Source organism: Amycolatopsis sp. NPDC114505 (assembly GCF_055633615.1).
This window is the reverse complement of sequence record NZ_JBVKDV010000003.1, coordinates 1,595,660-1,621,139: the sequence shown is the minus strand read 5'-3', so window position 1 is coordinate 1,621,139 and position 25,480 is coordinate 1,595,660. Positions and strand designations below refer to the sequence as shown.

The window sequence follows — 25,480 nt, the reverse complement described above, 5'->3', positions numbered from 1 at the left end:
CCCTAGACGCTGGTGAGCTTCGTCTGGCCGGCGACGGCGGCCAGCAGCAGCTGCGGCGTCGTCCCGGCGAGCGTGCCGTCGGTGCTGCCCTTCAAGGTCGTGTCGAGCACGACCGGTTTGCCGCCGACGGTCAGCTTCGTGGCGGTCCCGGCGGTGACGGTGGCGACCTTCGTGCACTTGATGTTGCTCTGGGACACGACGATCCCGCACGTGAGCGGGACGAGCGGCTTGTCCAGGATGCTGTCGGGCAGCAGCACCGGCGCGCCTTTCACCCGCAGCTTGGCGGTGCTCTGCACCTGCACGATCCCGCTGCCGGGCGGCGGTGGCAGGTGACCGCACCCGACGGTGCTGTTCGTGGTCAAGACGTTCGGCACGGCCCCTCCTCAGGTGACGTCGACACGGGTGGCGTCCATGGTGATCTTGGTGGCCCCCTGGGCGGCTTCCAGGCTGATCGAGCCGCCGGCCTTGAGGGTGAGGTTCTGGACGGCGCTGATGGTGATCGAGCCGTCGACGGCGTTGAGCGTCACGGCGCTGCCCCGGCCGTCCTCGACGACGAGCTTCCCGAGCTCGGCGGTGTCGTCGAAGGTGATCGTGTGCCCGGCCCGGCTCTTGATCACCTTCTTGCTGTTCTTGCCGTCCATATTGGACGCCGGTGGCCGTGACGTGGCGTTCCACAGCCTGCCGATCACGTACGGCCCGGCGAGGTCGCCGCCGGCGAAGGCGACGAGGACCTGCTCGCCCTTCTCCGGCAGCGCGTAGAACCCGGTGCCGCTGCCCGCCATCGGCGCGGCGCACGGCGCCCACGCGCTGACGACCTGGTCCCCGAGGCTCGGGTACCGCACCTTCACCCGCCCGAACGGCACCTTCGCCGACGCGATTTCGTGGTTGTCCACGACTTCGGCGACGAGCACCCCGGTCTGCGGCGGCTCCTTGTCCGGCGGCGGCTCGGCGAGGTGCTTGCGCAGCATGCCGAGCAGGCTCGCGTGCGCGTTCTGCGCGATCTCGAACGTCGTCCGGAAGCCGGCTTCGCCGAGCACGTGGTGCACCTTGCGCACCCGGTAGGTCCCGCTGAACCGCTTGCCGACGCCCTCGATCGCGATGTGGTCGCCGGCGGCGAGCTCGGGAATCCCCACGCACGTGCCGGTTCCCTCGTACAGCCCGTCCAGCAGCTGGGCCAGCAGGGACTTCGCCAGCCGCATCGCGTCGAACGGGTTGTCCGCCTTGCCCTGGCGGATCCCGGTGCGCGCCAGCGACGTCAGCAGGTCCATCGCCGCCGAGCCCGCCTTCTCCTCGAGGTCGTCGAGGTCGAAGTCCATCGCGAGCGCGATGCCGAAGATGCTCTGCGCGAGCTCCTGGTTGTAGTCGCGGATGATCTGCAGCCCGGCGAGCCCCGACGCGGAGATCCGCGGCGAGAAGCTGGACAGGTTGCGGCCCCACTCCAGGACGTGCGCGGCGGTCGCCGGGCGCGGGAACTGGAAGTGCAGCCGGTCCCACTCCACGTAGACGTCGAAGAAGTACTGCTCCGCACGGCTCTTCAGGAACGCCATGTCCGACGTCGTCTGCGTGATCGGCTCCAGGAACGGGGGAGTCGGGTCGACCACCGGCACCAGGCCGTTCTCCGCCGCGATCCGCGCCGCGACGATGCTGTCCGATGTCGCGGAGTAGGTGGTCGGCTCGGGCTGGGACCGGCGCAGGCGGTACGACTTGTCGGCGCCCGAGATCACCACGACCGGCCCGCCGTCGGCCGGGAACTCCGGCTCGATGGCGGTGATCTCGCCCAGGAACGCGGGGTGCAGGTCGTTCCCGTAGCCCAGGTGGATCTCGACGGTCTTGCCGAGGTCGAACAGCGCCGAGTCGAGCAGGGCGTTGTCCGGGTTGCGCAAGGTGAGCGAGAACTTGCCGGCGACGTCGAGGTTCGTCTCGACCGACACCTGCTGCACCTGGCCGCTGACGTCGGCGGCCATCGTCACCCCGGAGACCCGGACGGCGAAGCGGGGGGCGAAGAACGGTTCGCTCACGGCCGGCCCCCGCCCGGGATGACCAGCTGCGTGCCGGGCGGCAGGTCGAACGGGTCGTCCATGGCGTTGGCCCGCGCGATGTCCCGCCACCGGCCGGCGTCGCCGAGGAAGAGCGCCGCGAGCCCGCTGAGGGTCTCGCCGCGCAGCGTGACGTGCACGCTCGGCGTTCCGGACAGCAGCGAACCGGCGGTGCTCACCGCCGTGTTCACCGCGGCCGAGACCGTCGGTGAGCCGAAGAAGACGCCGCGTTCGATGCGCATGTCGACGCGGACGTACTCCTGCAGCCGCACCGACAGCGTCGAGCGCACCGGCGTGCCGTCGCGCTGGAACATCGTGAACGTCTGCCCGGCGTCGACCAGCACGCACTGGAACTGGAACCGGCCCATCGAGAACAGCAGGATCGGCGGGGCCTGCGTCCGCGGGGACTTGTCCAGCAGCCCGACGATCGGGGCCGTGTGCACGCGCACGTCGGCACCGGTCTCGTAGGTGTCGAAGAACAGGTCCATCGTCACCGCGCGCGCCTTGCCGCGCAGGTACTGCACCGGCGGCGCGTTCAGGCCGGGGATGCCGACCTCGGCGAAGTTGTTGCCCTGCTCCAGCTTGAACTGCTCCGGGTTGTACATCACGGGGAAGCGGTCGCCGGTTGTGGTGTTCACGAGCAGGGCCTTGGCCAGCTCGTTGCTCGTCGGCGGCGCCGGTCGCCGGGCCCCGAAAGCCGGTTGGGTCATGTCAGGCTCCCCGCTCGAACTCGTCACGCAGCTGGCGCTTCAGGTCCCGCACGATCCCCTCGCGCAGCGCGTCGACGTCGAACGGCGGCGCCGCGGGCGACCCCGGCGGCTCGATGGGTCGGTCGACCGCAGCCGTCATCGGCCGCGCCGCCGGGGTCGACGGGGATGCCGGGAGTGCCGCCGCTGCCGCCGGTGGCGTGCCGCCGGGCGCCGGGAACGCCGCCGGCGCCGCGGGGGAGTGGCGGGCGAAGCGAGGCGGTTGCGCCCGCGGAGCCGTGGTCATGGGGTGGGGTGCGGCGGGCCACGCCTCGACGGCCGGGGGCCGGTCCGCCACGACGGCCGTCTCCCGGGCCAGGGCGAGGTCTTCTTCGGCCGCGGTCGCGGACCCGGTGGCCTGTCGCCACGACGCGCCCGGCCGCGTCCGCTCCACGACGTGCGTGGCCTCGTGGACCAGCAGTCCGAACCCGCGCGGCTCGCGGGGGTCCAGCCGTCCCTCCCGGAAGTACACGTCCCGGCCGACCGTCACCGCGTCCGCCCGGTGCGCCACGGCCGTCTCGTGCGCCGCTTCGTCGTCGTGCACCCGCATGGCCTCGACGCCGGGCCCGACGACCGAGCGCAGCCGCGAGACCACATCGCCCGGGAGCTCCCGACCTGACGGCGCCGACGGGGGCTCCACCCCGAAGGAGTCGTCCTCCGGCCACTCCGGTCCGGCTGCCTCGGCGTCGGCCACTTCGGCTTCGCGGCGGCCGAAGCGGCCGCCGTCCGGGGTGGGCAGCGCGGCCAGCCGGCCGGCGAGCACCTCGAACGGCGCGGCCCACGGCCGGGCGGGCAGGGAGCGCGCGGTGAACTGCCGGGCCTGCCGGTCCAGCCGCCGTCCGAGGGTGGGGAACTCTTCGCTCACGTCGTCACCGCCATTCCCGTTTCCCGCACCCAGCGTCGCCGCTCGGCGTGGTCGAGAGTCAACAATTCATCGAGGGTCCAGTGCACATTGCGGCCCAAAAAGGCTATCTCCCGGTAGACCCGGTTCAGGGGATAGCCGACGATCCCCCCAGGGGATCCACCGCCACTTCGTGCTCCTTTTCGCAATGCGGGCACACCGCCGCGATCGTTTTCGGCGTCAATCCGTTGACCCGGTTGTACAGATCCTGCAGATAAGCCAGGTCCTCGGAGAAAAGCCCTTCGACGACCCCGGGATTGACCTCGGCGACACTGCCCAGTTTCGTGACCACCCGCGAAAGCAGCACGATGATCAGGTACGCCGGCCAGTTCCGCACCCGCGGGTCCTTGAGCGGGTAGATCTCGTCGGCCGCCGTCGCCAGCCGCATGGTGCCCGTCCGGTGCAGGTCGCCGGCGGCGTCGACGTACCCCTTGGGCAGCTCGAAGGCGAACTCCGTGACCAGCATCAGGCCCTCGTCACGCCTTCGTTGGCCAGCACCAGGGTGTCGATGGCGATGTCGTTGCCCTTGCCGGTGAAGGTCGGGCCCTCCCACTTGGTCGGCCAGGCGCTGACGAAGTTCCAGCGGACGACCTCGGTGTGGTTGGTCGTGTCGAACACCACGATGGACCCGTTCTTGCGGGTGACGATCCCGTCGGCGATCTGCTGGCGCCACTCCCACAGCTCGGTGGAGTCGGTCAGGCCCCATTTCAGCGTGATGTCGGCGTAACTCGTCTTGCCCGGCAGCTTGCGCACGGTGGTGTTGTCGCCGCCTTCGCGCGTCTCGATGATCTCCGTCGTCGAGCCGAGCCCGCTGCAGTCGTGGAAACTGGCCTGCGCGATGCCCTCCAGCTCGACGAGGAAGTTGAAGTTGCGGTACGGATCGACGCGCTGTCCGGTCTGTGGCATGGCTGTTGTCTCCTAGCTTTCGTTCACCGAGGCGCCGCCGTCCCAGATGCCGATGCGCACGACGACGTATTCGGCGGGCCGGGTCGGCGCCATTCCGATCTCGACGACGACCTCGCCGAGGGCGCGCGTCGCGGGCGGGTTGAGCTCTTCGTCGATCTTCACGTAGAACGCCTCCGCGGCCGTGCGCCCGAACAGCGCGCCGGACTGCCACACCCGCGTCAGGAACTCGGTGATCGAGCGCTCGAGGCCCTTCCACAGGCCCGTGTTGTTCGGCTCGAACACCGCCCAGCGCAGGCCCGCGAGGAGGGAGTCCTCGACGAAGGAGAAGAGCCGGCGGACGTTCACGTACCGCCACGGCGTGCCGTCGGTCAGCGTCCGCGCGCCCCAGACCAGCGGCGGCTGCCCGGGGAAGGCCCGCAGCGCGTTGATGTTCTTGGTGTTGAGCTGGTCCTGCTCGAGGTTGTTGAGCGGGTAGGCCAGGTCGATCGCGCCGCGGACCGGCTCGTTGGCCGGCGCCTTGTGCACCCCGCGCGTGTTGTCGCTGCGCGCCATGATGCCCGCGACGTGCCCGGACGGCGGCTTGGTCAGCGTGGCCGTCGTCCCGGGCGCCGCCTGCGGGTCGGGGATCACGACCCACGGCCAGTACAGGCCCGCGAAGCCGTTCTTGGAGAGCAGGCCGCCGCGCTGTTTCTGCAGCGCGCCGTCGCTCTTCAACGGCGTCGTGTCCGGTGCGCCGTCGAGGATGGCGAACCGGTCGCCCATGGCCTCGCAGTGGGCGATCACCGTGGACTGCACGGCCGGGTCGACCACGCCGGGCAGCGCGACCAGGCTCACGTCCGGCCGGCGGGTCAGCTGGTCGAGCGCCGCCGGCAGCCCCGCCAGGTCCTTGATCGGGACGACGTAGGCGAAACCGCCGCCGTTCTCGAAGAAACCCCGCACGGCGTAGGGCAGGTTCAGGGTGGTGGCGAAGTCGCCGAACTGGCTGGCGTACCCGGTCCAGCTGGTGATCGGGACGGGAATGCCCAGCTTGTCGTTCGGCACGGTCGCGGCCACCGTGCCGATCAGGGCCGGGGTGCTCGTGCCGCTGCCGGCGATCGGGCCGGCCGGCGTGATCTCCTCGATGTACACACCGGGCGCTTTGGTCGAATAATCCACCATCTGTGAATCCTTTGCTCAACCTTGCTGTTTCAGGTTCAACCGCACGTCCTGCACGGCCGGGAACTGCTCTGGCGGCTCCGCCAGCGCCAGGGTGATCGTGGTGGTGAGCGAGAACGCCGGTCGCGGCGCGATGCCCAGCGCGGTCCAGAACTGGCCGCTGCTCTGGTCCTCCTTGAGCTGGGCGACCATGGTCGGCGGCGGGAACGGCTGCGGCGGGCTGGCCAGGCCGCCCCGGAGGAACCCGGCCCCGATGACCGGGAACCGGTTGAGCCACACCAGGGCCAGCCCGAGCAGCTTGTGCTCTTCCTGTGCCCGCAACGCACCCGTCTTGGTCGACCACGTCGTGACCAGGTAGGTGCAGTCGACCCGGATCGGTGGGGCGGCGCGTTCGAAGTGGCCGTCGACCAGGCTCAGGATCGGCGCGTTCTCCCGCAGTGAATGGTTTTCCTGCGCCTCGTAGAAGAAGAGGTTGACCGCCGCGTGCGCGGGTGCGAAATCTTTGTCCGGGGTTTCGAAACTGACGTCGGCGGCACGCAGATCCGCGGGCGCCGCCGGGTCTTTCAATACCGCCTGGAGGGTGGCGTCAAGGTCGTCGAACAAGACGTCTCACCGACCTTTCCCGTCGGGGAAGCTCATGGCACACTACGCATTCGTGAGTGCGTCCGAAGGGGGAATTCCGGTGACGGCACGGGGATATGCGGACTGCCGGGAACACCTGGCCGACGAATTGCGCCGGCTGGACCTGCTGATCCGGACGCGGCTGACGGCGGCGGACGCCGCGGCCGACCAGGTGAGCCGGGCGATGTACGTCACCCGGCAGGAGGTCGAGTCGCTGCTGGCCGGCGAGGCCGCCGACCCGGCGCCGGATCTCGCCGGTCTCGACGAGTTCACCGCCCAGGTGGCCGCGCGGGTCGAGGCGAGCGCCGGAGCGCTGCCGTTGCCGGAGCTCGGCCGGATCTTCGGCCTGTCCGCCCTCGAGCTCGACGCGGTGCTGGTCTGCCTGGCTCCCGAGGTGCGCCGCAAGTACGACCGGCTCTACGCGTACCTGCAGGACGACATCACCCGGCAGCGGCCGAGCGTCGACCTCGTGCTGGACCTCTTGTGCCCCACCGAGCGCGAGCGCTGGGCGGCCCGCGCGGTGTTCGCCGACGGCGCGCCGCTCGCGCGGTCCGGGATCCTGCGCCCGGTCGAGGACCCGCACAGTCCGTCCGGCTCGTCCGGCCTGAGCCGGTTCCTCGCGCTGGACCCACAGATCACCGCGTTCCTGCTCGGCACCGCGCGGCTGGACGCCCGCCTGTCCGGGCACGCCCGGCTGTACCCGGCGGCCGACCTCGAGGCTGGTCCCGGCCCCGAGGCCGGCCTGGCCGACCGGATGGTGCGGTTGTGCGGGCACCGGCCGGTCGTCTTCTACCTGCACGGCCCGGCGGGGGCGGGCAAGCGGGCGCTGGCCATGCAGTGCGCCGGGCGGCTGGGCATCCCGTTGGTCAGCGTCGACGCCGCGAGCCTCGGCGAGGACGGCACCCTGCTTCCCTTGGCGTTGCGCGAAGGCCTGCTGCACGGCGCCGCCGTGCACGTCGCCGGAGCCGACGGGCTGAACCACGCGACGCTGATGCCGGCGCTGGCCGGGCACGGCGGTCTCGTGATCCTCTCCGGGGAGTCCGAGTGGCCGGCCGGGGACGACGTCGTCCCCCTCGCGGTGACCCTGCCGGATCTCGCGCGCAGCACGGCCATCTGGCGCGAAAGCCTGGCCGCGTGCACACCGGACGCCGCGGCGTGGGCCGAAGAGCTGGCCGGGCGCTACCGGCTGCCCGCCGGCCGCATCCCGGCCGTGGTCCGGCTGGCCCGGGACAACCGGCTGATGGCGCCGGACCCGGGGCCGCTGCGCCTGGCCGATGTGTCCGCCGCCTGCCGTCAGCAGTCCGCGCGCACGCTCGGCGGCGTCGCGGTGAAGATGACGGTCGCCGCCGGCTGGGACGACCTGGTGCTGCCCGCCGACCAGGTGGCCGTCCTGCACGAGATCCGCGACCAGTTCGACCACCGGCACCAGGTGCTGGAGAGCTGGGGCTTCGGCGCGAAGCTGGCTCGGGGCAAGGGCCTGACCGCGTTGTTCAGCGGTCCCCCGGGCACCGGCAAGACGATGGCCGCCGAGGTGCTGGCCGCCGACCTCGGCCTGGACGTGTACCAGGTGGACCTGTCCCAGGTCGTCAGCAAGTACATCGGCGAGACGGAGAAGAACCTCGCGAAGATCTTCGACGAGGCGCGCAGCGGGAACGCGATCCTGTTCTTCGACGAGGCGGACGCGCTGTTCGGCAAGCGCACCGAGGTGTCCGACGCGCACGACCGGTACGCCAACATCGAGACCAGCTACCTGCTGCAGAAGGTGGACGAGTACGACGGCGTGGTGATCCTGGCCAGCAACCTCCGGCAGAACCTGGACGAGGCGTTCACCCGCCGGCTGCGCTTCATCGTCGAGTTCCCGTTCCCGGAGGCCGACAGCAGGCGCCGCATCTGGCGGGCCGTCTTCCCGCCCGAGGCGCCGTTGGCCGCCGACGTGGACTTCGCCGAGCTGGCCGGGCACTTCACGATCGCCGGCGGCAACATCAAGAACATCGCCCTGAACGCGGCCTTCCTGGCCGCGGTCGACCAGAGCGAGATCGGCCGCAGGCACGTCCTGAGCGCTACCCGCCGCGAGTTCGAGAAGATGGGCAAGGTGTGGACGGAGCCCGCTCCGGCCGCCTGACGCCCCCGCCGTGTCCCACGCGGACATGCCGATCACCCCCTCCCGTCGATCCCTGGGTGCCACGCTGGCACGGGCCGTCGACAATCCGTCGACAGTCGTCGACGGCCCCTCGACAACACCGGCCCGACCAGGCACGTCCACTCGGGACCGACCGGCGTTCCCCGGAGGCCGGGCACCCACGCAGTAGGCTGAGGCGAATGAGCGCGGCATCCGGCACGGAGCACTCGATGGTCGAAACCCGGCACCAGACCCGGCTGCTCACCCTGTTGCGGGACGAGGGCCCGATGTCGCGGGTCGAGCTGGGGGAGCGGCTGGAGCTGCCGCGGGCGCGGGTCGGGGCCGAGGTGACCCGGCTCGGCGAGGTCGGGCTCGTCGAGACGGCGGGGCCGTCGGCCAGCCGCGGTGGGCGCCGCTCGACGCTGGTCCGGCTCGCGGGAGACCTGCGGGTGCTTTCGGTGGACGTCGGCGCGACGTCGGTCGGCGTGGCGGTCACCGACGCTTCGTGCGAGGTGCTCGCGCACGCCGTCGAGGACTGCGACGTCCGGCAGGGGCCGCACCCGGTGCTGCGGCGCGTCGCCGAACTGGCGGCGAAGATCCGCGACGAGGCACCCGGCCGGCTGGTCGCGGCGGGCATCGGGCTGCCGGGGCCGGTGAGCTTCGCCGAGGGGATGGCGGTCGCCCCGCCGATCATGCCGGGCTGGGACCGGTTCAACGTGCGCGACCACCTGGGCGGGCTGTGGGGCTGCCCGGTCGCGGTGGACAACGACGTCAACGCGATGGCGCTGGGGGAGCGCCACGCCGGGGTCGCCCGCTCGACGGACGACCTGATGTTCGTCAAGATCGGCACGGGCATCGGCTGCGGAATAGTCCTCGGCGGCAAGGTGTATCGAGGGGTCGCGGGCACGGCGGGCGACATCGGGCACATCCGCCTGGACGACTTCGGCCCGACGTGCGCGTGCGGCGAGGTCGGCTGCCTGGAGGCGTATTTCGGCGGAGCGGCACTGGCCCGCGACGGCTTGGCCCTGGCCCGCAGCGGCCGTTCGGCCCACCTGGCGGAGGTGGCAACGGAGCGAGGAGCGGTAACGGCCCGCGACGTAGGCCGCGCGGCAGCGGCGGGAGACTTCGGCGCGGTCAACCTCATCCGCGACGGCGGCCGCCGGTTGGGTCAGGTGGTGGCGTCGTTGGTCAGCTTCTTGAACCCGGGGATGGTGGTGATCGGCGGGGGAGTGGCCCAGCTGGGGCACCAGCTGCTGGCGGAGGTCCGGGGAGCGGTCTACCGCCGGTCCCTGCCGTTGGCGACGGGGAACCTGCCGATCGTGCTGTCCGAGCTGGGCGAGACGGCCGGGGTGATCGGGGCTGCGTGGTCGGCGACGGATCGGGCGTTCACGTTGAGCAGCTGATCGCCCCGCTGCTTGGCCTCGCCGCCCGCTCGCGCTGCCCCGCCGCCCGCTCGCGCTGCCCTGCCGCCCACTTGCAGCCCGCGCTGCCTGCTTCGGCTGCGCCGCCTGCCGACCGCCCCCGCCCCCGCTCCCACCCCCGCCGCTGCCCCGCCTTGCCGCCCGCGTTGCCCGCCCGGGCTTGGCGACCGCCGCCCGCCCTGCCGCACGGTCGCGTTGCCCTGCCGCCCACTCGCCCGGGCTGCTGCCGCCCGCCGCGGTCTTGCCGGCCGCCGCGTACTCGCCCACGCCGCGCCGGGCCCTGCTCCGGCGCGCTGGCTGCGCCAGCCGCCGCCCGCCCTGCCGCACGGTCGCGTTGCCCTGCCGCACACTCGCCCGGGCTGCTGCCGCGTGCCGCGGTCTTGCCGACCGCCGCCTGCTCGCCCACGCCGCGCCGGGCCCTGCCCCGGCGCGCCGGCTGCGCCATCCGCCGCCGACCGCTCGGCCTCGCCGACCGCCCCGGCCCGCCGCGCTGCTGTGCCGCCCGCCTCGGTCGTGCGCCCGCCCGGCCTTGCCACCCGCCGATCGCTCCGCCCAGGCGCCCCCGCTAGCGCTGCCCTGCCGCCGCCGCAGTACCTCCCGCCCGGCCGCGCAGGCAGCGGGCAGTCCACCACCGCCGACCCACCCCCTCTCACCCTCGGTTGCTGAACAACCCCTCCTCGTAACGCCAAAACCAGACAGACTTTTGCATCGACAAACCGAAAGTCTGTCCGGTTTCGCACGTCTATCCGGGTGAAAAGCGGACGTATCGCGACGACATCACCTTGACGAGTGATGCATACCACCCTACTTTCGCTGCCGGAGAGACAAAGTCCGTTCAGTAGGCAGCACAAGTTGGGGGCACCGTGGCCGTCACCGGGACGAGGGACGCCGAGCCGGCGAGCCCGCGTACGGCGAACCTGGCCGCCGTCCTGCGGGCGCTGCGCAGCGGACCCCTCTCTCGCACTCAGCTCGCGGCCCGGTGCGGGATCGCGAAGTCCGCCGTTCCCGGGCTGCTCACCGAGCTCGCCGGGCGCGGGCTGGTCCGGCCCGCCGGCGTCCTCCCCGGCAACGGGCGGCCGAGCCGGCTGGTCGAACTGCACGGCGAAGACACCTACGCCCTCGCCCTCGGCATCGAGGCCGATCGGCTTTCGGCGCTGGTCACCGACCTCTCCGGACGGGTGCTGGCCGAGCGGGCGGAGACCGTCGACGTCGCCGCGCTCGGGCTTCAGAGAGGCATGGACGAGCTCGCCCACCTCGCCCACCGGGTGCTGCCCGGCCCGCCCGTCGGGGTCGCGATCGCCGTGCCCGGGCTGGTCGACTCGGCCGCGGCCGTGCTGCGGCTGGCTCCCGCCCTGCGGTGGCGTGACGCCGAGATCGCCGGCCTGATGGCGGCCCGGCTGAACCTCCCGGCCGACGCCATCGCCGTCGACAACGACGCCAACCTCGGTGCGCTCGCCGAGTCGGCCGCCGGTGCCGGTGAGCTCTTCTACCTCAGCGGCGGCACCACCGTCGGGGGCGGGCTCGTCTCCGGCGGTGCCATCCTCCGCGGCGCGCGCGGGTTCGCGGGCGAGGTCGGGCACATCGCCGTCGACCCGTCCGGGGAACGCTGCTCGTGCGGCCGGACCGGCTGCCTCGAGACGAAGGCGAACCTGGCCGCCGTCCTGCGCGCGGCCGCACCTCCCGGCGATCCGCTGCACGATCCCGCCCTCGGCGTCGACGGCCGGGTCGCCCAGCTGCGGCAGCGCGTCCGGCAGGGTGACCGGCGCGCGGCCACCGCCGTCCACGACCTCGGTGTCGCCCTCGGCATCGCACTGTCCACTGTGGTCGACGTGCTCGACCCGGACGTCGTCGTCCTCGGCGGCTACTTCGCCGAGCTCGCGGACTGGCTGGTCGAACCGATCCGCGTCGAGCTCGCCGTCCGGCCGCTCGGCCACGCCCGGGTGGTGCCTTCCAACCTGGGCCTCAAGGCCCCGCTGCGGGGCGCCGCGCACCTGGCCGCCGAGCGGCTCTTCGCGAATCCGACGCTGATCGAGGAGGCCTCGGTATGAGCTTGCTTTCCGTTCGCGGGATCGTGAAGACGTTCCCCGGCGTCCGCGCGCTCGACGGCGTCGACCTCGACGTCGAACCCGGCGAGGTGCACTGCCTGCTCGGGCAGAACGGCGCGGGGAAGTCGACGCTGATCAAGGTGCTCGCCGGGGCGCACCAGCCCGACGCGGGGGAGATCACCTGGCAGGGCGAGCCCGCCAGTCTCGGCACGCCGGTCGACGCGCTGCGCCTCGGCATCGCCACCATGTACCAGGAGCTCGACCTGGTGCCCGGGCTTTCGGTGGCGGACAACATCTTCCTCGGCCACGAACGCGCCCGCTTCGGGTTCACGCGGATCTCGCAGGCCCGTGACGAAGCCGCCCGGCTGATGGCCCGCCTGGGCCACCCGGACATCCGGCCGTGGCACGAGGTCGGCAAGCTTTCCGCCGCCGGCCAGCAGCTCGTGTCGATGGCCCGCGCGCTGGCCCACGACGCGCGGCTGCTCGTGATGGACGAGCCCACCGCCGCGCTGGCCGGCGAGGAGGTCGACAACCTCTTCCGCATCGTCGGCGAGCTGACCGCGGACGGCGTCGCGGTCGTCTACATCTCGCACCGGCTCGAGGAGCTGCGCCGGATCGGGCACCGGGTGACCGTGCTCAAGGACGGCCGGACCGTCGGCACCGGCCTCGACGCCGCCGCGACGCCGACCGCGGACCTGGTCGCGCTGATGGCCGGGCGCAAGGTCGAGACCGTCTTCGGGCCGCGCCACGACGGCCACGCCGACCGCACGAAGGAAGCACTCACGGTCGACGGGCTCTCCCGGGCCGGCGAGTTCGAGGACGTGAGCTTCACCGTCCACGCCGGCGAGGTCGTCGGCATCGCCGGGCTGGTCGGGTCCGGCCGCAGCGAACTGCTGGAGACGATCTTCGGTGCCCGCAAGGCCGACCGCGGAACCGTTGCGGTGCAGGGGAAACCGCTGAGCTCTGGCAACGTCCGCGCCGCCGTCCGGGCCGGTATCGGACTGGCCCCGGAGGAGCGCAAGAGCCAGGGCCTCCTGCTCGACCTTTCGGTGGCGCACAACGTGACCCTCGCCAGCCTCGGCCGCTACTCGAAGCTCGGGTTCACCGAGCGCGCGAAGGAGCTGGACGACTCCGGGGCGAGCCTGCGGCGCCTCGACCTGCGGCCCGCCGACCCGCGGCGGATCGTCCGGACGCTCTCGGGCGGCAACCAGCAGAAGGCGGTGCTCGCGCGCTGGCTGGTCCGCGGCTGCAAGGTGCTGCTGCTCGACGAGCCCACACGCGGCGTCGACGTCGGCGCCCGGGCCGAGCTGTACCGGCTCATCGACGAGCTGGCCGCGACCGGCGTGGCGATCGTGCTGGTGTCCAGCGAGATCCCCGAGGTGCTCGGCCTGTCCGACCGGGTGCTGGTGCTGCGCGAGGGCCGCGTCCTCGCCGACCGGCCGTCCGCCGGCCTGACCGAGGCCGAAGTGCTCGACGTGATTCTGGAGGGGAGCGCGGCATGACCGAAACCCAAGCACCGCCACAGGAAGCGCTTCCCGTCGAACGGAGGCGGTTCGCCTTCCGGGCCGACCCGCGGCTGCTCGGCCTGGCCGGGGTGCTCGTCGTGCTGTGCCTGGTCGGGCAGTTCACCCGGCCGGAGCTGTTCTTCACCGAGAGCAACATCTCGACGATCCTGCGGCTGGCCGCGGCCATCGGCGTGGTCAGCGTCGGCATGACGTTCGTGATCATCAGCGGTGGCATCGACCTGTCCGTCGGCTCGATCGTCGCATTGTCGAGTGTCTGGCTGACGACGCTGGCCACGCAGTCCTACGGGCCGTGGGTCATGGTCCTCTGTGGACTCGCGGTCGGCCTCGGCTGCGGGCTGGTCAACGGCGTGCTCGTCTCCTACGGCAAGGTCGTGCCGTTCATCGCGACGCTCGCGATGTACGTCTCGGCCCGCGGGCTCGCCGAACGGCTCAGCGGCCGCCGCACGCAGGTGGTCGGCGACCTGGATTTCCTCGCGTTCTTCCGCGGCGCCTTCCTCGGCATCCCGGCGTTGATCTGGATCTTCGCGCTGGTGTTCGCGGTCGGCTGGGTCGTGCTCAACCGCACCACCTTCGGCCGCCGGACCTTCGCGGTCGGCGGCAACATCGAGGCGTCCCGCCTGGCCGGAATCAACGTCAAGCGCCACCTCGCGCTCGTCTACGGCGTGGCCGGGCTGTGCTGCGGGATCGCCGCGCTGATGGTCGTCGCGCGGACGACGGCCGGCGCGTCCACCAACGGCATGTTCTACGAGCTCGACGCGATCGCGGCCGTCGTCATCGGCGGCACCCTGCTCACCGGCGGCCGCGGCTCGTTGATCGGCACCCTGATCGGCGTGCTGATCTTCACGGTGCTGTCCAACCTCTTCACGCTCAACAACCTGGACACCGACATCCAGAACATCGCCAAGGGCGTGATCATCGTGCTCGCCGTGCTCTTGCAGTTCCGGGCCAGGAAAGCCAGGACCGGGTCGTAGTAGTCACCACCGATGGAGGTCATCATGGCCGAACAACCCTTCCTCGGCCGCCGGGGATTCCTGCTGGGCGGGGCCGCCGTCGGCGCCGGCGCGCTGCTGGCCGGCTGCACGTCGAACACACCGGCGGCGTCGGAGTCCAACGCTCCGGTCGCCAACGCGGGGGACAACGCCCAGCCCGGGAAGCCGGTCACGATCGGCTTCTCCGCGCCGGCCGCCGACCACGGCTGGATCGCGGCGATCACCAAGAACGCCAAGGCCCAGGCGCAGAAGTTCACCGAGGTGAAGTTCAACGCCACCGAGGGGACCAACGACGTCAACCAGCAGATCTCCCAGGTGGAGACGCTGATCAACGCCAAGGTCGACGTGCTGGTGATCCTGCCCTTCGACGGCAAGGCACTCACCTCGGTCGGGCAGCAGGCGATGGACGCGGGCATCCCGGTGATCAACCTGGACCGCGTCTTCGACACGCCGCTCGCGTATAGAACCTGGATCGGCGGCGACAACTACCGGATGGGCGTCAACGCCGGCAACTACATCGCGCAGCAGCTGAAGGCGAAGAACGTCGCGAACCCGATCATCGGCGAGGTCGCCGGGATCGACTCGCTGCCGCTGACCCAGGAACGCAGCAAGGGCTTCTCGGACGCGCTCGGGCGCGCCGGGTTCAAGGTCGGCCCGCGGGTCTCGGCGCAGTTCACCTCGGAGTCCGGTGAGCAGCAGACCGCGAACCTGCTCCAGGGCGCGCCCAAGCTGGACGCCCTGTGGAACCACGACGACGACCAGGGCATCGGCGTCAACGCGGCCATCGACACCGCGGGCCGCAAGGAGTTCCTCATGGTCGGCGGCGCCGGCTCGAAGAACATGATGAACCTGATCAAGGCCGACAGCTCGCCGATCAAGGCGACCGTGCTCTACAGCCCGTCGATGGCTTCGACGGCGATCGCGCTCGCGCGCCTGCTCGGGCAGAAGAAGGGCATCGGCGACCTCGCCGAGCACGACATCCCGGCCGAGATCACGACGTACTCCGCGGTCGTCACCAAGGAGAACGTCGACCAGTACCTGGACGTCGGCTTCGACTCCTGATCGGTCCATTCCACCCAAACCAGAGGAGGGGTATGTCCGCGGCACGGGCAACGATCGGGATCGGCATGGTGGGCCACGCGTTCATGGGTGCGGTGCACTCCCACGCGTGGCGCAGCGTCCACCGGTTCTTCGACCCACCGCTGGTCCCGAGGCTCGCCGTGCTCGCCGGCCGCGACGAGACCCGGGCCACGGCGGCGGCGCAGCGGTTCGGCTGGGAAGCCGTCGAGACCGACTGGCGGAAGCTGATCGCCCGCGACGACGTCGACCTGGTCGACATCTGCACGCCGGGCGACAGCCACGCCGAGATCGCGATCGCCGCGCTGGAGGCCGGGAAGCACGTGCTGTGCGAAAAGCCCCTGGCCAACTCGGTCGCGGAGGCCGAAGCGATGGCCGAGGCCGCGCGGCGGGCCCGTGACCGCGGGGTACGGGCCATGGTGGCGTTCAACTACCGCCGGGTGCCCGCCCTCGCGCACGCCAGGAAGCTGGTCGAAAGCGGGGCGCTCGGCGAGATCCGGCACGTGCGGTCGGTGTACCTGCAGGACTGGCTCTCCGATCCGCGGTCGCCGATGACCTGGCGGCTGCGGAAGGAGACCGCCGGCTCGGGCGCGCTGGGCGACCTCGGCGCGCACATCGTCGACGCCGCGCAGTTCGTCACCGGCGAAGTGGTCACCGGCGTCTCGGCGCTGACGAACACCTTCGTGAAGCAGCGGCCGGGCGAAAACGGCGGGACGGACGACGTGACGGTCGACGACACCGCGTTGTTCTTGGCACGGCTTTCCGGGGGAGCCGTGGCGAGCTTCGAGGCGACCCGGTTCGCGCTGGGCCGCAAGAACGCGATGCGGCTCGAGGTCAACGGGTCGAAGGCGAGCCTGGCGTTCGACTTCGAGTCGATGAACGAGCTCCAGTGGTACGAGGGGACCGGCACCGAAGCCGGGTTCCGGCGGATCCTCGTCACCGAACCGGACCACCCGTACGTCGGGGTGTGGTGGCCGCCGGGCCACCTGCTCGGCTACGAGCACACGTTCACCAACGAGGTCGCCGACCTCCTGGAAGCCATCGGCGCGGGCACCGATCCGGCGCCGGGCTTCGACGACGGCCTGCGCGTCCAGCGCGTGCTGGCCGCGGTCGAGGAAAGCGCGGCCGGAGAAGCGAAGTGGACCGCGGTGGAGGAAACGAAATGAGCCGTCCGGTCACGCTGTTCACCGGCCAGTGGGCGGACCTGCCGTTCACCGAAGTTTGCAAGCTCGCGGCGGACTGGGGGTACGACGGCCTCGAGATCGCCTGCTCCGGCGACCACTTCGAAGTCGACCGCGCACTGTCCGAAGAGGACTACGTGCCGGGGCGGCTGGCGCTGCTCGCCGAGCACGGCCTCAAGGTGTGGGCGATCTCGAACCACCTCGTCGGCCAGGCCGTCTGCGACGACCCGATCGACGACCGCCACAAAGCCATTGTCCCGCAGCGGGTGTGGGGCGACGGTGAACCCGAGGGCGTCCGGCAGCGGGCCGCGGCCGAGATGGCCGACACCGCGCGGGCGGCGGCGAAGCTCGGCGTGGACACGGTCATCGGGTTCACGGGCTCGAAGATCTGGAAGTACGTGGCGATGTTCCCGCCGGTCGGGCGCGATGTCATCGATGACGGTTACGCGGACTTCGCCCGCCGCTGGAACCCGATCCTCGACGTCTTCGACGAGGTGGGCGTCCGGTTCGCGCACGAGGTGCACCCGTCGGAGATCGCGTACGACTACTGGACGACCCGGCGCGCGCTGGACGCCGTCGGCAACCGGCCCGCGTTCGGGCTGAACTGGGACCCGTCGCACTTCGTCTGGCAGGACCTCGACCCGGTCGGGTTCATCCTCGACTTCGCCGACCGGATCTACCACGTCGACTGCAAGGACACCCGCAAGCGCCTCGACGGCCGCAACGGACGGCTCGGCTCGCACCTGGCCTGGGCCGATCCGCGCCGGGGCTGGGACTTCGTGTCCGTCGGCCACGGCGACGTCCCGTGGGAGGACTGCTTCCGGGCGCTGAACTCGATCGGCTACGCCGGTCCCGTCTCGGTGGAGTGGGAAGACGCCGGGATGGACCGCCTCCGCGGCGCGGCGGAGGCGGTGAAGTACCTGCGCGAGCACCTGTTCGACCAGCCGTCGGCGGCTTTCGACGCGGCTTTCAGCAACCAGAGATGAGGGAGTTCCATGTGCGGTGACTTGCCAGAACAGCACTCCCGAAGGACGTTCCTGAACGTGGCGACAGCGGCCCTCACCGTGGGGGCGGCGGCGGTGGCCCTCCCCGGCTCCGCGAGCGCGTCATCGGCCCGGCAGCGGGTCCCGGTCGACAAGATCAGCATCCAGCTCTACTCCCTGCGTTCCCTGCTGCAGAACGACCCCGAAGGCACGCTCTCCGCGCTGGCCGACATCGGCTACCGGAAGGTCGAGCTGGCCGGGACGTACGGCCGCAGCGCCACCGAGTTCCGCGCCATCCTCGACCGCAACCACCTCAAGGCCACCTCGACGCACGTCGGCATCGACGGCGACCTGAACCAGGTCATCGCCGACGCGAAGGTCCTCGGCAACCGCTCCGTCGTGGTGCCGTACGCGAACTTCGGCACCATCGCCGAGTGGGAGGCCTTCGCGGGCCGGATGAACACCGCCGCGGTCACCTTCAAGAAGGCCGGGCTCGCGCTCGGCTACCACAACCACGACCACGAGTTCCACCCGATCGACGGCGTCCTCCCGTACGACGTGCTCACCGCGAAGACGAACAAGCGGGACGTCCACCTGGAGATCGACCTCTTCTGGGCGGTCAACGGCGGCGCGGACCCGGTCGAGCTGTTCCGGCGCAACTACCCGCGCGTCACGCAGTACCACGTGAAGGACCGGACCGCGGACGGCCAGATGGTCGACCCGGGCGCGGGGGTCATCAACTTCCCGCGCATCTTCGCCGCGTCCTGCCACAACATCGGCGAATACATCGTCGAGCACGACCAGCCGGCCGACCCGTTGGGCACCGCCAAGGTCGGCTTCGAGTACCTCCGCACCGTTCGGTTCTGACCCCCGGGGGAAGCACATGCGAGTGTCACGTCGGTCGATGCTGGCCGGAACCGCCGCGGGGGTGCTCGTGCCCGCCATCGGCGTCGGCGCCGATTCGGCATCGGCGGCGGGTCTGACCCGCAAGATCACGATCTACGCGGAAGCGCTTCCCGGCGGCCTCTACGGCTACGGCCTGGAGCCGGGCAAAGCGACGATCCCCGGACCGCTGCTGGAGATCTACGAGGCCGACACCCTCGAGATCGAACTGGTCAACACGACCGACCAGCGGCTGTCGATCCACCCGCACGGAGTCATCTACGACACCGAGTCCGACGGCGCCCCGCTCAACGCGTCGTTCAACAACCCGCACGAGACGCGGACCTACACCTGGAAGACGCGGACCCGGTACGAGGCGAGCGGCGGGTTCTGGATGCCGGGCAGCGCCGGCTACTGGCACTACCACGACCACGCGATGGGCACCGACCACGGCACCGGCGGCCTCGCCCGCGGGCTCTACGGCGGGCTGATCGTGCGCAAGCGCGGCGATCTCTTGCCCAGCAAGCAGTACACCGTCGTGTTCAACGAGATGATGATCAACCACGAGATGGCGCCCGACACCCCGATGTTCGAGGCGCGGCTCGGCGAGCGCGTCGAATGGATCTGCGTCGGGTACGGCAGCCTGCCGCACACGTTCCACCTGCACGGGCACCGCTGGGCCGACACCCGCACCGGGATGTTGAGCAGTGCCACCGACAACGCCCAGATCGTCGACAACAAGAACCTCGACCCGGGCAGCTCGTTCGGCTTCCAGGTGATCGCCGGCGAGGGGGTCGGGCCGGGGGTGTGGATGTACCACTGCCACGTCCAGACCCACTCCGACGGCGGCATGGTGGGCCTCTTCCTGGTCCGCAACCCCGACGGCGGGCTGCCGGCCGGGGCGCAGGACGCGATCGACCGCTTCAAGATGCACGGCCATTCCGGGCACGAGACGAATCCCGACGCCCACACGCATTCTTAGGAGGGGAGCCATGAAACGACGATGGTTCGGCAGGCGCGGGGCGCTCGTGCTCGCCATCGGGGCGGTCCTCGCGGCCGGGGCCCCGCTGATCACGATGCCGGTGGCCCAGGCGGCCCCGGCGGTGAACGTCCCGGTGAACGTGCTGGTCTTCCACGGCGCGGCCGGCGACCAGAAGGACCCGGTGCTGCGCGCGGCGGACGCGATCGCGCGGCTCGGGTCGGACAACGGCATCACGGTGACGGCGTCGTCCGACCCCGCCGTCTTCAGCACGGCGAACCTCGCCCGGTACCGCGGTGTGGTGTTCCTGTCCGCGCAGGGCGTGACGCTCGCGCGTGAGCAGGAAGCCGCGCTGCAGGCCTACATGAAGGCCGGCGGCGGGTTCCTCGGCATCTCCGACGCGGCCCGCGCGCAGGACTCGTCCCAGTGGTTCACCGGGCTGATCGGCGCACGCCCGGTCGGCGCGCGCCCGACGCCCGAAGCGGTGGCGTCGGTGACCGCGAGCGCGGAGAACCCGCCGAACGAGACCAAGGAGAAACTGGCCGACAACAACGAGAACACCAAGTGGCTGACGTTCGCGACGACCGGCTGGGCGGCCTACAAGATGGCCACCCCGGTCGCGGTCAGCAGCTACTCGCTGGTGTCGGCGAACGACTTCCCCGGCCGCGACCCGAAGAACTGGACCCTCCAGGGTTCGGCGGACGGCGCCACCTGGACCGACCTGGACACGCGGACGAACGAGGTGTTCACCGACCGGTTCCAGACCCGGACGTTCACCTTCGCCAACACCACGGTGTACCCGAACTACCGGCTGAACATCACCGCGAACTCGGGTGAGCCGCTGATCCAGCTCGCCGACCTCAAGCTGTTCAAGGACACCTCGACGACTCCGCCGCCGCCCGAACCGGCACCACAGCAGGCCGTCGTCGACGTCCTCGACGCCCAGCACCCGGCCACCGCCGGACTGCCGCAGAACTGGACGCGGACCGACCGGTGGCTCAACTGGGAGTCGAACCCGGTGGGCACCGTCCACACCGTCGCGCAGGTCGAGGAGAAGGGCTACAACCCGGGCGTCGGCGCCAACGGCGCGTTCCACCCGATCTCGTGGTGCCGCGACTACGACGGCGGCCGCTCCTTCTACACCGGCATGGGCCGCACCGACGCCTCCTACGGCGAAGACCAGTTCCGCAAGCACCTGCTCGGCGCGTTGCGCTGGACGACCGGCATGGTCCGCGGCGACTGCCAGGCCGGGATCGCCGCGAACTACAAGATCGAGCGGCTGACCGGCAAGAACGCGGCCGGGCAGCTCGACCAGATCGGCGAGCCGCACGGGCTCACCATCGCCCCGGACGGCAAGGTGTTCTACATCGGCAAGGCGGCCTGCCCGACCGGGCCGATCGTCAGCTGGGACGACCCGAACGTCGGCCTCGGCTGCGGCACGGTCCACCAGTGGGACCCGGCCACCAAGAAGGTCAAGCTGCTCACGACGTTGCCGGTGATGGGCAACCGCGGCAGCGGTGACGAGCTCGTCAAGAACGAAGAGGGCCTGCTCGGCCTGACGCTCGACCCGAAGTTCACCGAGAACGGCTTCATGTACGCCTACTGGATGCCGCACGCGTCCATCGACCGCGACAAGCGGATCGGCAAGCGCACGATCTCGCGGTTCACCTACAACGCCACCGCGCAGACGCTCGACCAGGCCACGCGCAAGGACCTGCTGTCCTGGGACGTGCAGATCCACAGCTGCTGCCACGCCGGTGGCGGCATGGCGTTCGACAAGGACGGCAACCTCTACGTCGGCTCCGGGGACAACAACTCCTCGGGCGGTTCGAACGGCTACTCGGGCAACAACTGGACGCTCGACTACAAGGGCCTCTCGTTCCAGGACGCGCGCCGCACGGCGGGCAACACGAACGACCTCGGCGGCAAGATCCTGCGCATCCACCCGGAGGCGAACGGGACCTACACGATCCCGGCGGGCAACCTGTTCCCGAACGGGCCCGCGGACAAGACGCGCCCGGAGATCTACGTGATGGGCGTCCGCAACATCTCGCGGCTGCAGATCGACCCCGTGCACAACTGGATGACGGCGGGCTGGGTCGGTCCGGACGCGTCGTCGCCGAGCCCGGAGCTCGGCCCGGCGAAGTACGAGACGGCGACGATCATCACCGAGGCGGGCAACCACGGCTGGCCGTACTGCATGGGCAACCGACAGCCCTACCGCGACCGCAGCAGCACGAACGCCGCGGAGCTGACCGGCTGGTACGACTGCGACAACCCGGTCAACACCTCGCCGCGCAACACGGGCCTGGTCAACCTGCCGCCGATCAAGGACAACATGATCTGGTATTCGCCCGACGGCGGCGGCCCGGTCTTCCCGAAGCGGCCGGGCTCGTCCATTCCGACGTACAACGCGGCGGACGCCACCTACACCCAGCCGTACCTGCGGGGCGGCGGCCAGGCGATCATGTCCGGGCCGACGTACCACCGTTCGCTGGTCAACACGAACAGCGGCGTCGCGTGGCCGGCGTACTGGGACAACAAGTGGTTCATCGGCGACGAGTCCAACTCGCAGAACCGCGTCGCGGTGACCGTCGACCCGGCGGGCGTGCCGACGCACCAGCCGCCGGTGTTCGCCGAGACGTTCCGGCAGATCATCCCCGGCGGCGCGGGGGACACCAAGGTGCAGAGCTGGATGGACGCCAAGTTCGGGCCGGACGGCGCGCTGTACGTGCTCGACTACGGCAACGGGTTCTTCTCCCTGGACCAGAACCAGAAGCTGCTGAAGATCAGCTACACCGGCGGCGCGCCGACCCCGGCGCCGGCGGCGTCGTCGGTGCTGGTGCAGAACAAGGCGCTGACGGCGGCGTTCACCGGGTCGAAGTCCGGCGGCGTCTCCTACCGCTGGGAGTTCGGCGACGGCTCGGTGTCCACCCAGGCCGACCCGCGGCACACCTACCCGCGGACCGGGATCTTCACCGCCAAGCTGACCGTGACCTACGCGGACGGCGAGGCGGTGACCACGCGGACCGCGGTGAACGTCGGGTGCGTCGTGGCCGATCCGAGCCCGGTGGTGACACTCGGCGACCAGATCACGAAGGTGCCGAACCGCAACGCGGGCGGCGGGTGCTCGGTGGACGACTTCATCGACGACGAAAGCACGTGGAGCACGCACGCGGCCTTCGTCAACCACGTCGAGCAGGCCACCGAGACGCTCACGGACATCGGCGTCATCAACGACGACGAGTCGGCCGAGCTGAACGCCGCGGCCGAGGCGTCGCCGATCGGGAAGCCGGGCACCACCGGCTACGACGCGATCTTCGACGGCACGGCGGCGTCGCTGCGCGGCTGGGAACAGGCGCCTTCCGGGCAGTTCACCCTCCAACCCGACGGGTCGATCCGGTCGGCCGGCGGGCTGGGCATGCTCTGGTACGCCCAGCGGCAGTTCACCGACTTCTCGGTGAAGGTGCAGTTCAAGGACATCGCCCCGGATCCGAACCGGGCCAACAGCGGCGTCTTCGTCCGGTTCCCGGATCCGCGGACACCCCTGGCCCAGCGGCCGCCGGGCAGCTGCGGCACGGTCGGGTCGGCGCGGGACTCGCAGGCGTGGGTCGCGATCTACTGCGGTCACGAGATCCAGATCTACGACGGCGACTCCGGCGAACCGCAGAAGACCGGGTCGGTCTACAACTTCGACCCGCGCCCGCTCGACCAGGCGGGTGCCCGGCCGAAGGGCACGTGGAACGAGTACGAGATCAAGGTCGTCGGGCAGCACTACACGATGATCCGCAACGGCGTGGTGATCAACGAGTTCGACAACACGCCGGGTCAGCAGTCCTCGCGCGCCGGGGACCCGCCGACCGACCTGCGGCAGTTCGTCAGCGGGTTCATCGGGCTGCAGAACCACAGTGACAACGACCTGATCGAGTTCCGCAACATCCGGGTGCGGCAGCTGTAGCGCGATGGGGGCCGGGCACGCGCCCGGCCCCCATCCCTCACAGGAAGGTTCCTCCGGCGATGTCCCCTCCACGCTTGATCACAGTGCTGCTGGCCGGGTTGCTGGCCTTGTCCGGGCTGGCGGCCACGCCCGCGGTGGCGGCGCCGGTCCAGACGCTGACCTGGACCGCGAACAACAGCACCACCGAATACGCGTCCGCGCCCACCGGGGCGCTGCCCGGCGAAACCACGATCGTCTTCGAGAACAGCGAAGCCACCGGCAACACGACGGGGATGTCGCACACCCTGACGTTCGACACGTCGACGCCGGGCTACAACCACGACGTCTCGCTGAACGTCCTGGCCAACCCGTTCGACCCGCAGAACGGCCGGCACGAGGCGGTCGTGACGCTCACCCCCGGCAAGTACCGCTACTTCTGCACGATCCCCGGCCACACCACGATGGTCGGCGAGTTCGTCGTGTCCGACGGCACCGGCGACACGACCCCGCCGACCGTGACGGCCGTGGTCGCGGGGGACAAGGATCCGTCCGGCAACTACATCGAGTCGGCCACGGTTTCCCTGTCCGCGACGGACGCGGGCTCCGGCGTGGCCTCGGTCGAATACCAGCTCGACGGCGGGACCTGGACCCCCTACGCGGCGCCGGTCGTGGTGTCCGCCGTGGGCATGCACATGTTCCACTACCGTGCCACCGACGTCGCCGGGAATGCGTCCGCAGAGGGCATGGAGCACTTCACGATCGTCGAAGGGCAGGGGGACACGACCCCGCCCACGGTGACCGCCGCGATCAGCGGTACGCAGGACTCCTCGGGCAGCTACGTCGACGTCGCCACGGTCAAGCTGACCGCGACCGACGCCGACTCGACGGTCGCTTCGGTCGAGTACCAGCTGGACGGCGGGGCGTGGACCGCCTACACCGCACCGGTCGCGGTGACCGGCGCGGGCGAGCATATGTTCCACTTCCGGGCGACCGATGCCGCCGGGAACACGTCACCGGAGGGCATGTCCCACTTCACCGTGGTGAAGAGCGACACGACCCCGCCGATCGTCACGGCTTCGGTGGCCGGCACGAAGGACGACGCCGGCAGCTACGTCGGCAAGGCGACCGTCACGGTCGTGGCTTCGGACACCGGGTCCGGGGTCGCCGCGGTCGAGTACCAGGTGGACGGCGGCGCGTGGACCGCTTACACGGCCTCGGTGGCGGTTACCGCCCCCGGCGCGCACACGGTGGGCTACCGCGCTCGTGACGTGGCGGGGAACTCGTCCGCCGCGGGGAGCGTGTCGTTCACGGTGGTCGCCGGCGGCGACACGACGGCACCGGTGCTGACGGTGATGGTGGGTGGCAACCAGGGCGGCGACTGGTCCTACATCGGCCGGGCGACGGTGACGGTGACCGCCACCGACGCCGAGTCCGGTGTGGACTCCGTCGAGTACAAACTGGACAGTGGAGCGTGGACCCGGTACACCGCCCCGGTGGTGGTGACCGCACTCGGTGCGCACACGGTGCGTTCCCGGGCCACGGACGTCGCCGGGAACGTCGCGCCGGAGGTGTCCGGCACCTTCACGGTGGTCGCGACCCCGCCGCCACCGGACGCCTGCCCGGAATCGGACCTCCGCGAGACGGTGGTGATCGGCGAGGTCGACAGCCAGGTGGAGAACATCGACATCGGCAACGGCTGCACGCTCAACGACGTCATCGACGCGGACGCGGAGTACGCGTCGCACGACCGGTTCGTCAAGCACGTTAAGGCGGTGACGCAGGAACTGGTCGGCAACGGAGTGCTGTCGAGCGGGGACCGCAACCGCATCGTGACGGCGGCGATCGAGTCCGACATCGGCGGCTCCGCTGCCGCCGACCGCGGCCGAGATGTGAAGAAGGCGCTCTAGCACCAGGAGCTGCTCGGCCGGGCGCCTTCCTCTCGGATGTCGAGAGGAAGGCGCCCTTCGTCGTCGACC

The 25,480-nt window shown here is 71.0% G+C and carries 21 protein-coding genes; 12 read left to right on the top strand and 9 right to left on the bottom strand.

What is annotated here, in order from left to right:
• Positions 1-2 precede the first annotated feature (2 nt).
• From ACZ7OU_RS36670 to ACZ7OU_RS36630, 9 genes are read right to left on the bottom strand one after another with little or no spacing between them, the layout of a single operon-like run.
• Entirely contained in the window at positions 3-374 is a 372-nt protein-coding gene (locus tag ACZ7OU_RS36670; protein WP_470242919.1) for a hypothetical protein, read from the bottom strand.
• A 9-nt stretch (positions 375-383) separates the two neighbouring features.
• Complete coding sequence (locus tag ACZ7OU_RS36665) at positions 384-2,018, bottom strand: phage baseplate assembly protein V (protein WP_470242918.1); 1,635 nt, start codon at positions 2,016-2,018, stop codon at positions 384-386.
• Positions 2,015-2,746 (bottom strand): CIS tube protein, encoded by a 732-nt coding sequence (locus tag ACZ7OU_RS36660; RefSeq protein WP_470258757.1) that lies wholly within the window; start codon positions 2,744-2,746, stop codon positions 2,015-2,017. Before ACZ7OU_RS36660 ends, ACZ7OU_RS36665 begins: the two co-directional genes overlap by 4 nt.
• A gap of 1 nt (position 2,747) precedes the next feature.
• Positions 2,748-3,647, bottom strand: a complete 900-nt coding sequence (locus ACZ7OU_RS36655; protein ID WP_470258756.1) for an eCIS core domain-containing protein — start codon at positions 3,645-3,647, stop codon at positions 2,748-2,750.
• Positions 3,644-3,841 (bottom strand): DUF6760 family protein, encoded by a 198-nt coding sequence (locus tag ACZ7OU_RS36650; RefSeq protein ID WP_470258755.1) that lies wholly within the window; start codon positions 3,839-3,841, stop codon positions 3,644-3,646. Before ACZ7OU_RS36650 ends, ACZ7OU_RS36655 begins: the two co-directional genes overlap by 4 nt.
• Positions 3,772-4,149: a hypothetical protein gene (locus tag ACZ7OU_RS36645; RefSeq protein ID WP_470258754.1), complete on the bottom strand. Its 378-nt coding sequence runs from the start codon at positions 4,147-4,149 to the stop codon at positions 3,772-3,774. The genes ACZ7OU_RS36650 and ACZ7OU_RS36645 overlap by 70 nt, the downstream gene beginning before the upstream one ends.
• On the bottom strand, positions 4,149-4,589 hold the full coding sequence (locus ACZ7OU_RS36640; RefSeq protein WP_470242914.1) for a phage tail protein: 441 nt from the start codon (positions 4,587-4,589) through the stop codon (positions 4,149-4,151). Before ACZ7OU_RS36640 ends, ACZ7OU_RS36645 begins: the two co-directional genes overlap by 1 nt.
• A gap of 12 nt (positions 4,590-4,601) precedes the next feature.
• Positions 4,602-5,747, bottom strand: a complete 1,146-nt coding sequence (locus tag ACZ7OU_RS36635) for a phage tail sheath family protein (RefSeq protein ID WP_470258753.1) — start codon at positions 5,745-5,747, stop codon at positions 4,602-4,604.
• Between the two features lie 15 nt (positions 5,748-5,762).
• Positions 5,763-6,347, bottom strand: a complete 585-nt coding sequence (locus ACZ7OU_RS36630) for a Pvc16 family protein (RefSeq protein ID WP_470258752.1) — start codon at positions 6,345-6,347, stop codon at positions 5,763-5,765.
• Positions 6,348-6,426: 79 nt separating this feature from the next.
• Between ACZ7OU_RS36630 and ACZ7OU_RS36625 the strand changes: the two genes are divergently transcribed.
• From ACZ7OU_RS36625 to ACZ7OU_RS36570, 12 genes are all read left to right on the top strand, one after another.
• Entirely contained in the window at positions 6,427-8,487 is a 2,061-nt protein-coding gene (locus tag ACZ7OU_RS36625) for an AAA family ATPase (protein ID WP_470258751.1), read from the top strand.
• 197 nt (positions 8,488-8,684) lie between these two features.
• Positions 8,685-9,887, top strand: coding sequence for an ROK family transcriptional regulator (locus ACZ7OU_RS36620; protein WP_470242910.1), 1,203 nt, complete (start codon positions 8,685-8,687; stop codon positions 9,885-9,887).
• Between the two features lie 881 nt (positions 9,888-10,768).
• On the top strand, positions 10,769-11,953 hold the full coding sequence (locus ACZ7OU_RS36615; RefSeq protein WP_470258750.1) for an ROK family protein: 1,185 nt from the start codon (positions 10,769-10,771) through the stop codon (positions 11,951-11,953).
• Positions 11,950-13,452: a sugar ABC transporter ATP-binding protein gene (locus ACZ7OU_RS36610; RefSeq protein WP_470242908.1), complete on the top strand. Its 1,503-nt coding sequence runs from the start codon at positions 11,950-11,952 to the stop codon at positions 13,450-13,452. Before ACZ7OU_RS36615 ends, ACZ7OU_RS36610 begins: the two co-directional genes overlap by 4 nt.
• Complete coding sequence (locus tag ACZ7OU_RS36605; protein WP_470242907.1) at positions 13,449-14,447, top strand: ABC transporter permease; 999 nt, start codon at positions 13,449-13,451, stop codon at positions 14,445-14,447. The genes ACZ7OU_RS36610 and ACZ7OU_RS36605 overlap by 4 nt, the downstream gene beginning before the upstream one ends.
• Before the next feature lie 24 nt (positions 14,448-14,471).
• Positions 14,472-15,527, top strand: a complete 1,056-nt coding sequence (locus ACZ7OU_RS36600; protein ID WP_470242906.1) for a substrate-binding domain-containing protein — start codon at positions 14,472-14,474, stop codon at positions 15,525-15,527.
• Between the two features lie 32 nt (positions 15,528-15,559).
• Positions 15,560-16,708, top strand: coding sequence for a Gfo/Idh/MocA family protein (locus ACZ7OU_RS36595; protein ID WP_470258749.1), 1,149 nt, complete (start codon positions 15,560-15,562; stop codon positions 16,706-16,708).
• Positions 16,705-17,709 (top strand): sugar phosphate isomerase/epimerase family protein, encoded by a 1,005-nt coding sequence (locus ACZ7OU_RS36590; protein WP_470258748.1) that lies wholly within the window; start codon positions 16,705-16,707, stop codon positions 17,707-17,709. The genes ACZ7OU_RS36595 and ACZ7OU_RS36590 overlap by 4 nt, the downstream gene beginning before the upstream one ends.
• Before the next feature lie 9 nt (positions 17,710-17,718).
• Positions 17,719-18,573 carry a TIM barrel protein gene (locus ACZ7OU_RS36585; protein ID WP_470258747.1) on the top strand — a complete coding sequence of 285 codons (855 nt, stop codon included), beginning with the start codon at positions 17,719-17,721 and terminating at the stop codon, positions 18,571-18,573.
• A gap of 37 nt (positions 18,574-18,610) precedes the next feature.
• A complete protein-coding gene (locus tag ACZ7OU_RS36580) occupies positions 18,611-19,570 on the top strand; it encodes a multicopper oxidase domain-containing protein (RefSeq protein WP_470258746.1) in 960 nt (319 codons plus the stop codon).
• Positions 19,571-19,580: 10 nt separating this feature from the next.
• The gene (locus ACZ7OU_RS36575; RefSeq protein WP_470258745.1) at positions 19,581-23,525 is read left to right on the top strand and encodes a ThuA domain-containing protein; all 3,945 of its coding nucleotides are present in this window, start codon (positions 19,581-19,583) and stop codon (positions 23,523-23,525) included.
• A gap of 83 nt (positions 23,526-23,608) precedes the next feature.
• A complete protein-coding gene (locus ACZ7OU_RS36570) occupies positions 23,609-25,411 on the top strand; it encodes a cupredoxin domain-containing protein (protein ID WP_470259036.1) in 1,803 nt (600 codons plus the stop codon).
• Positions 25,412-25,480: the final 69 nt, after the last annotated feature.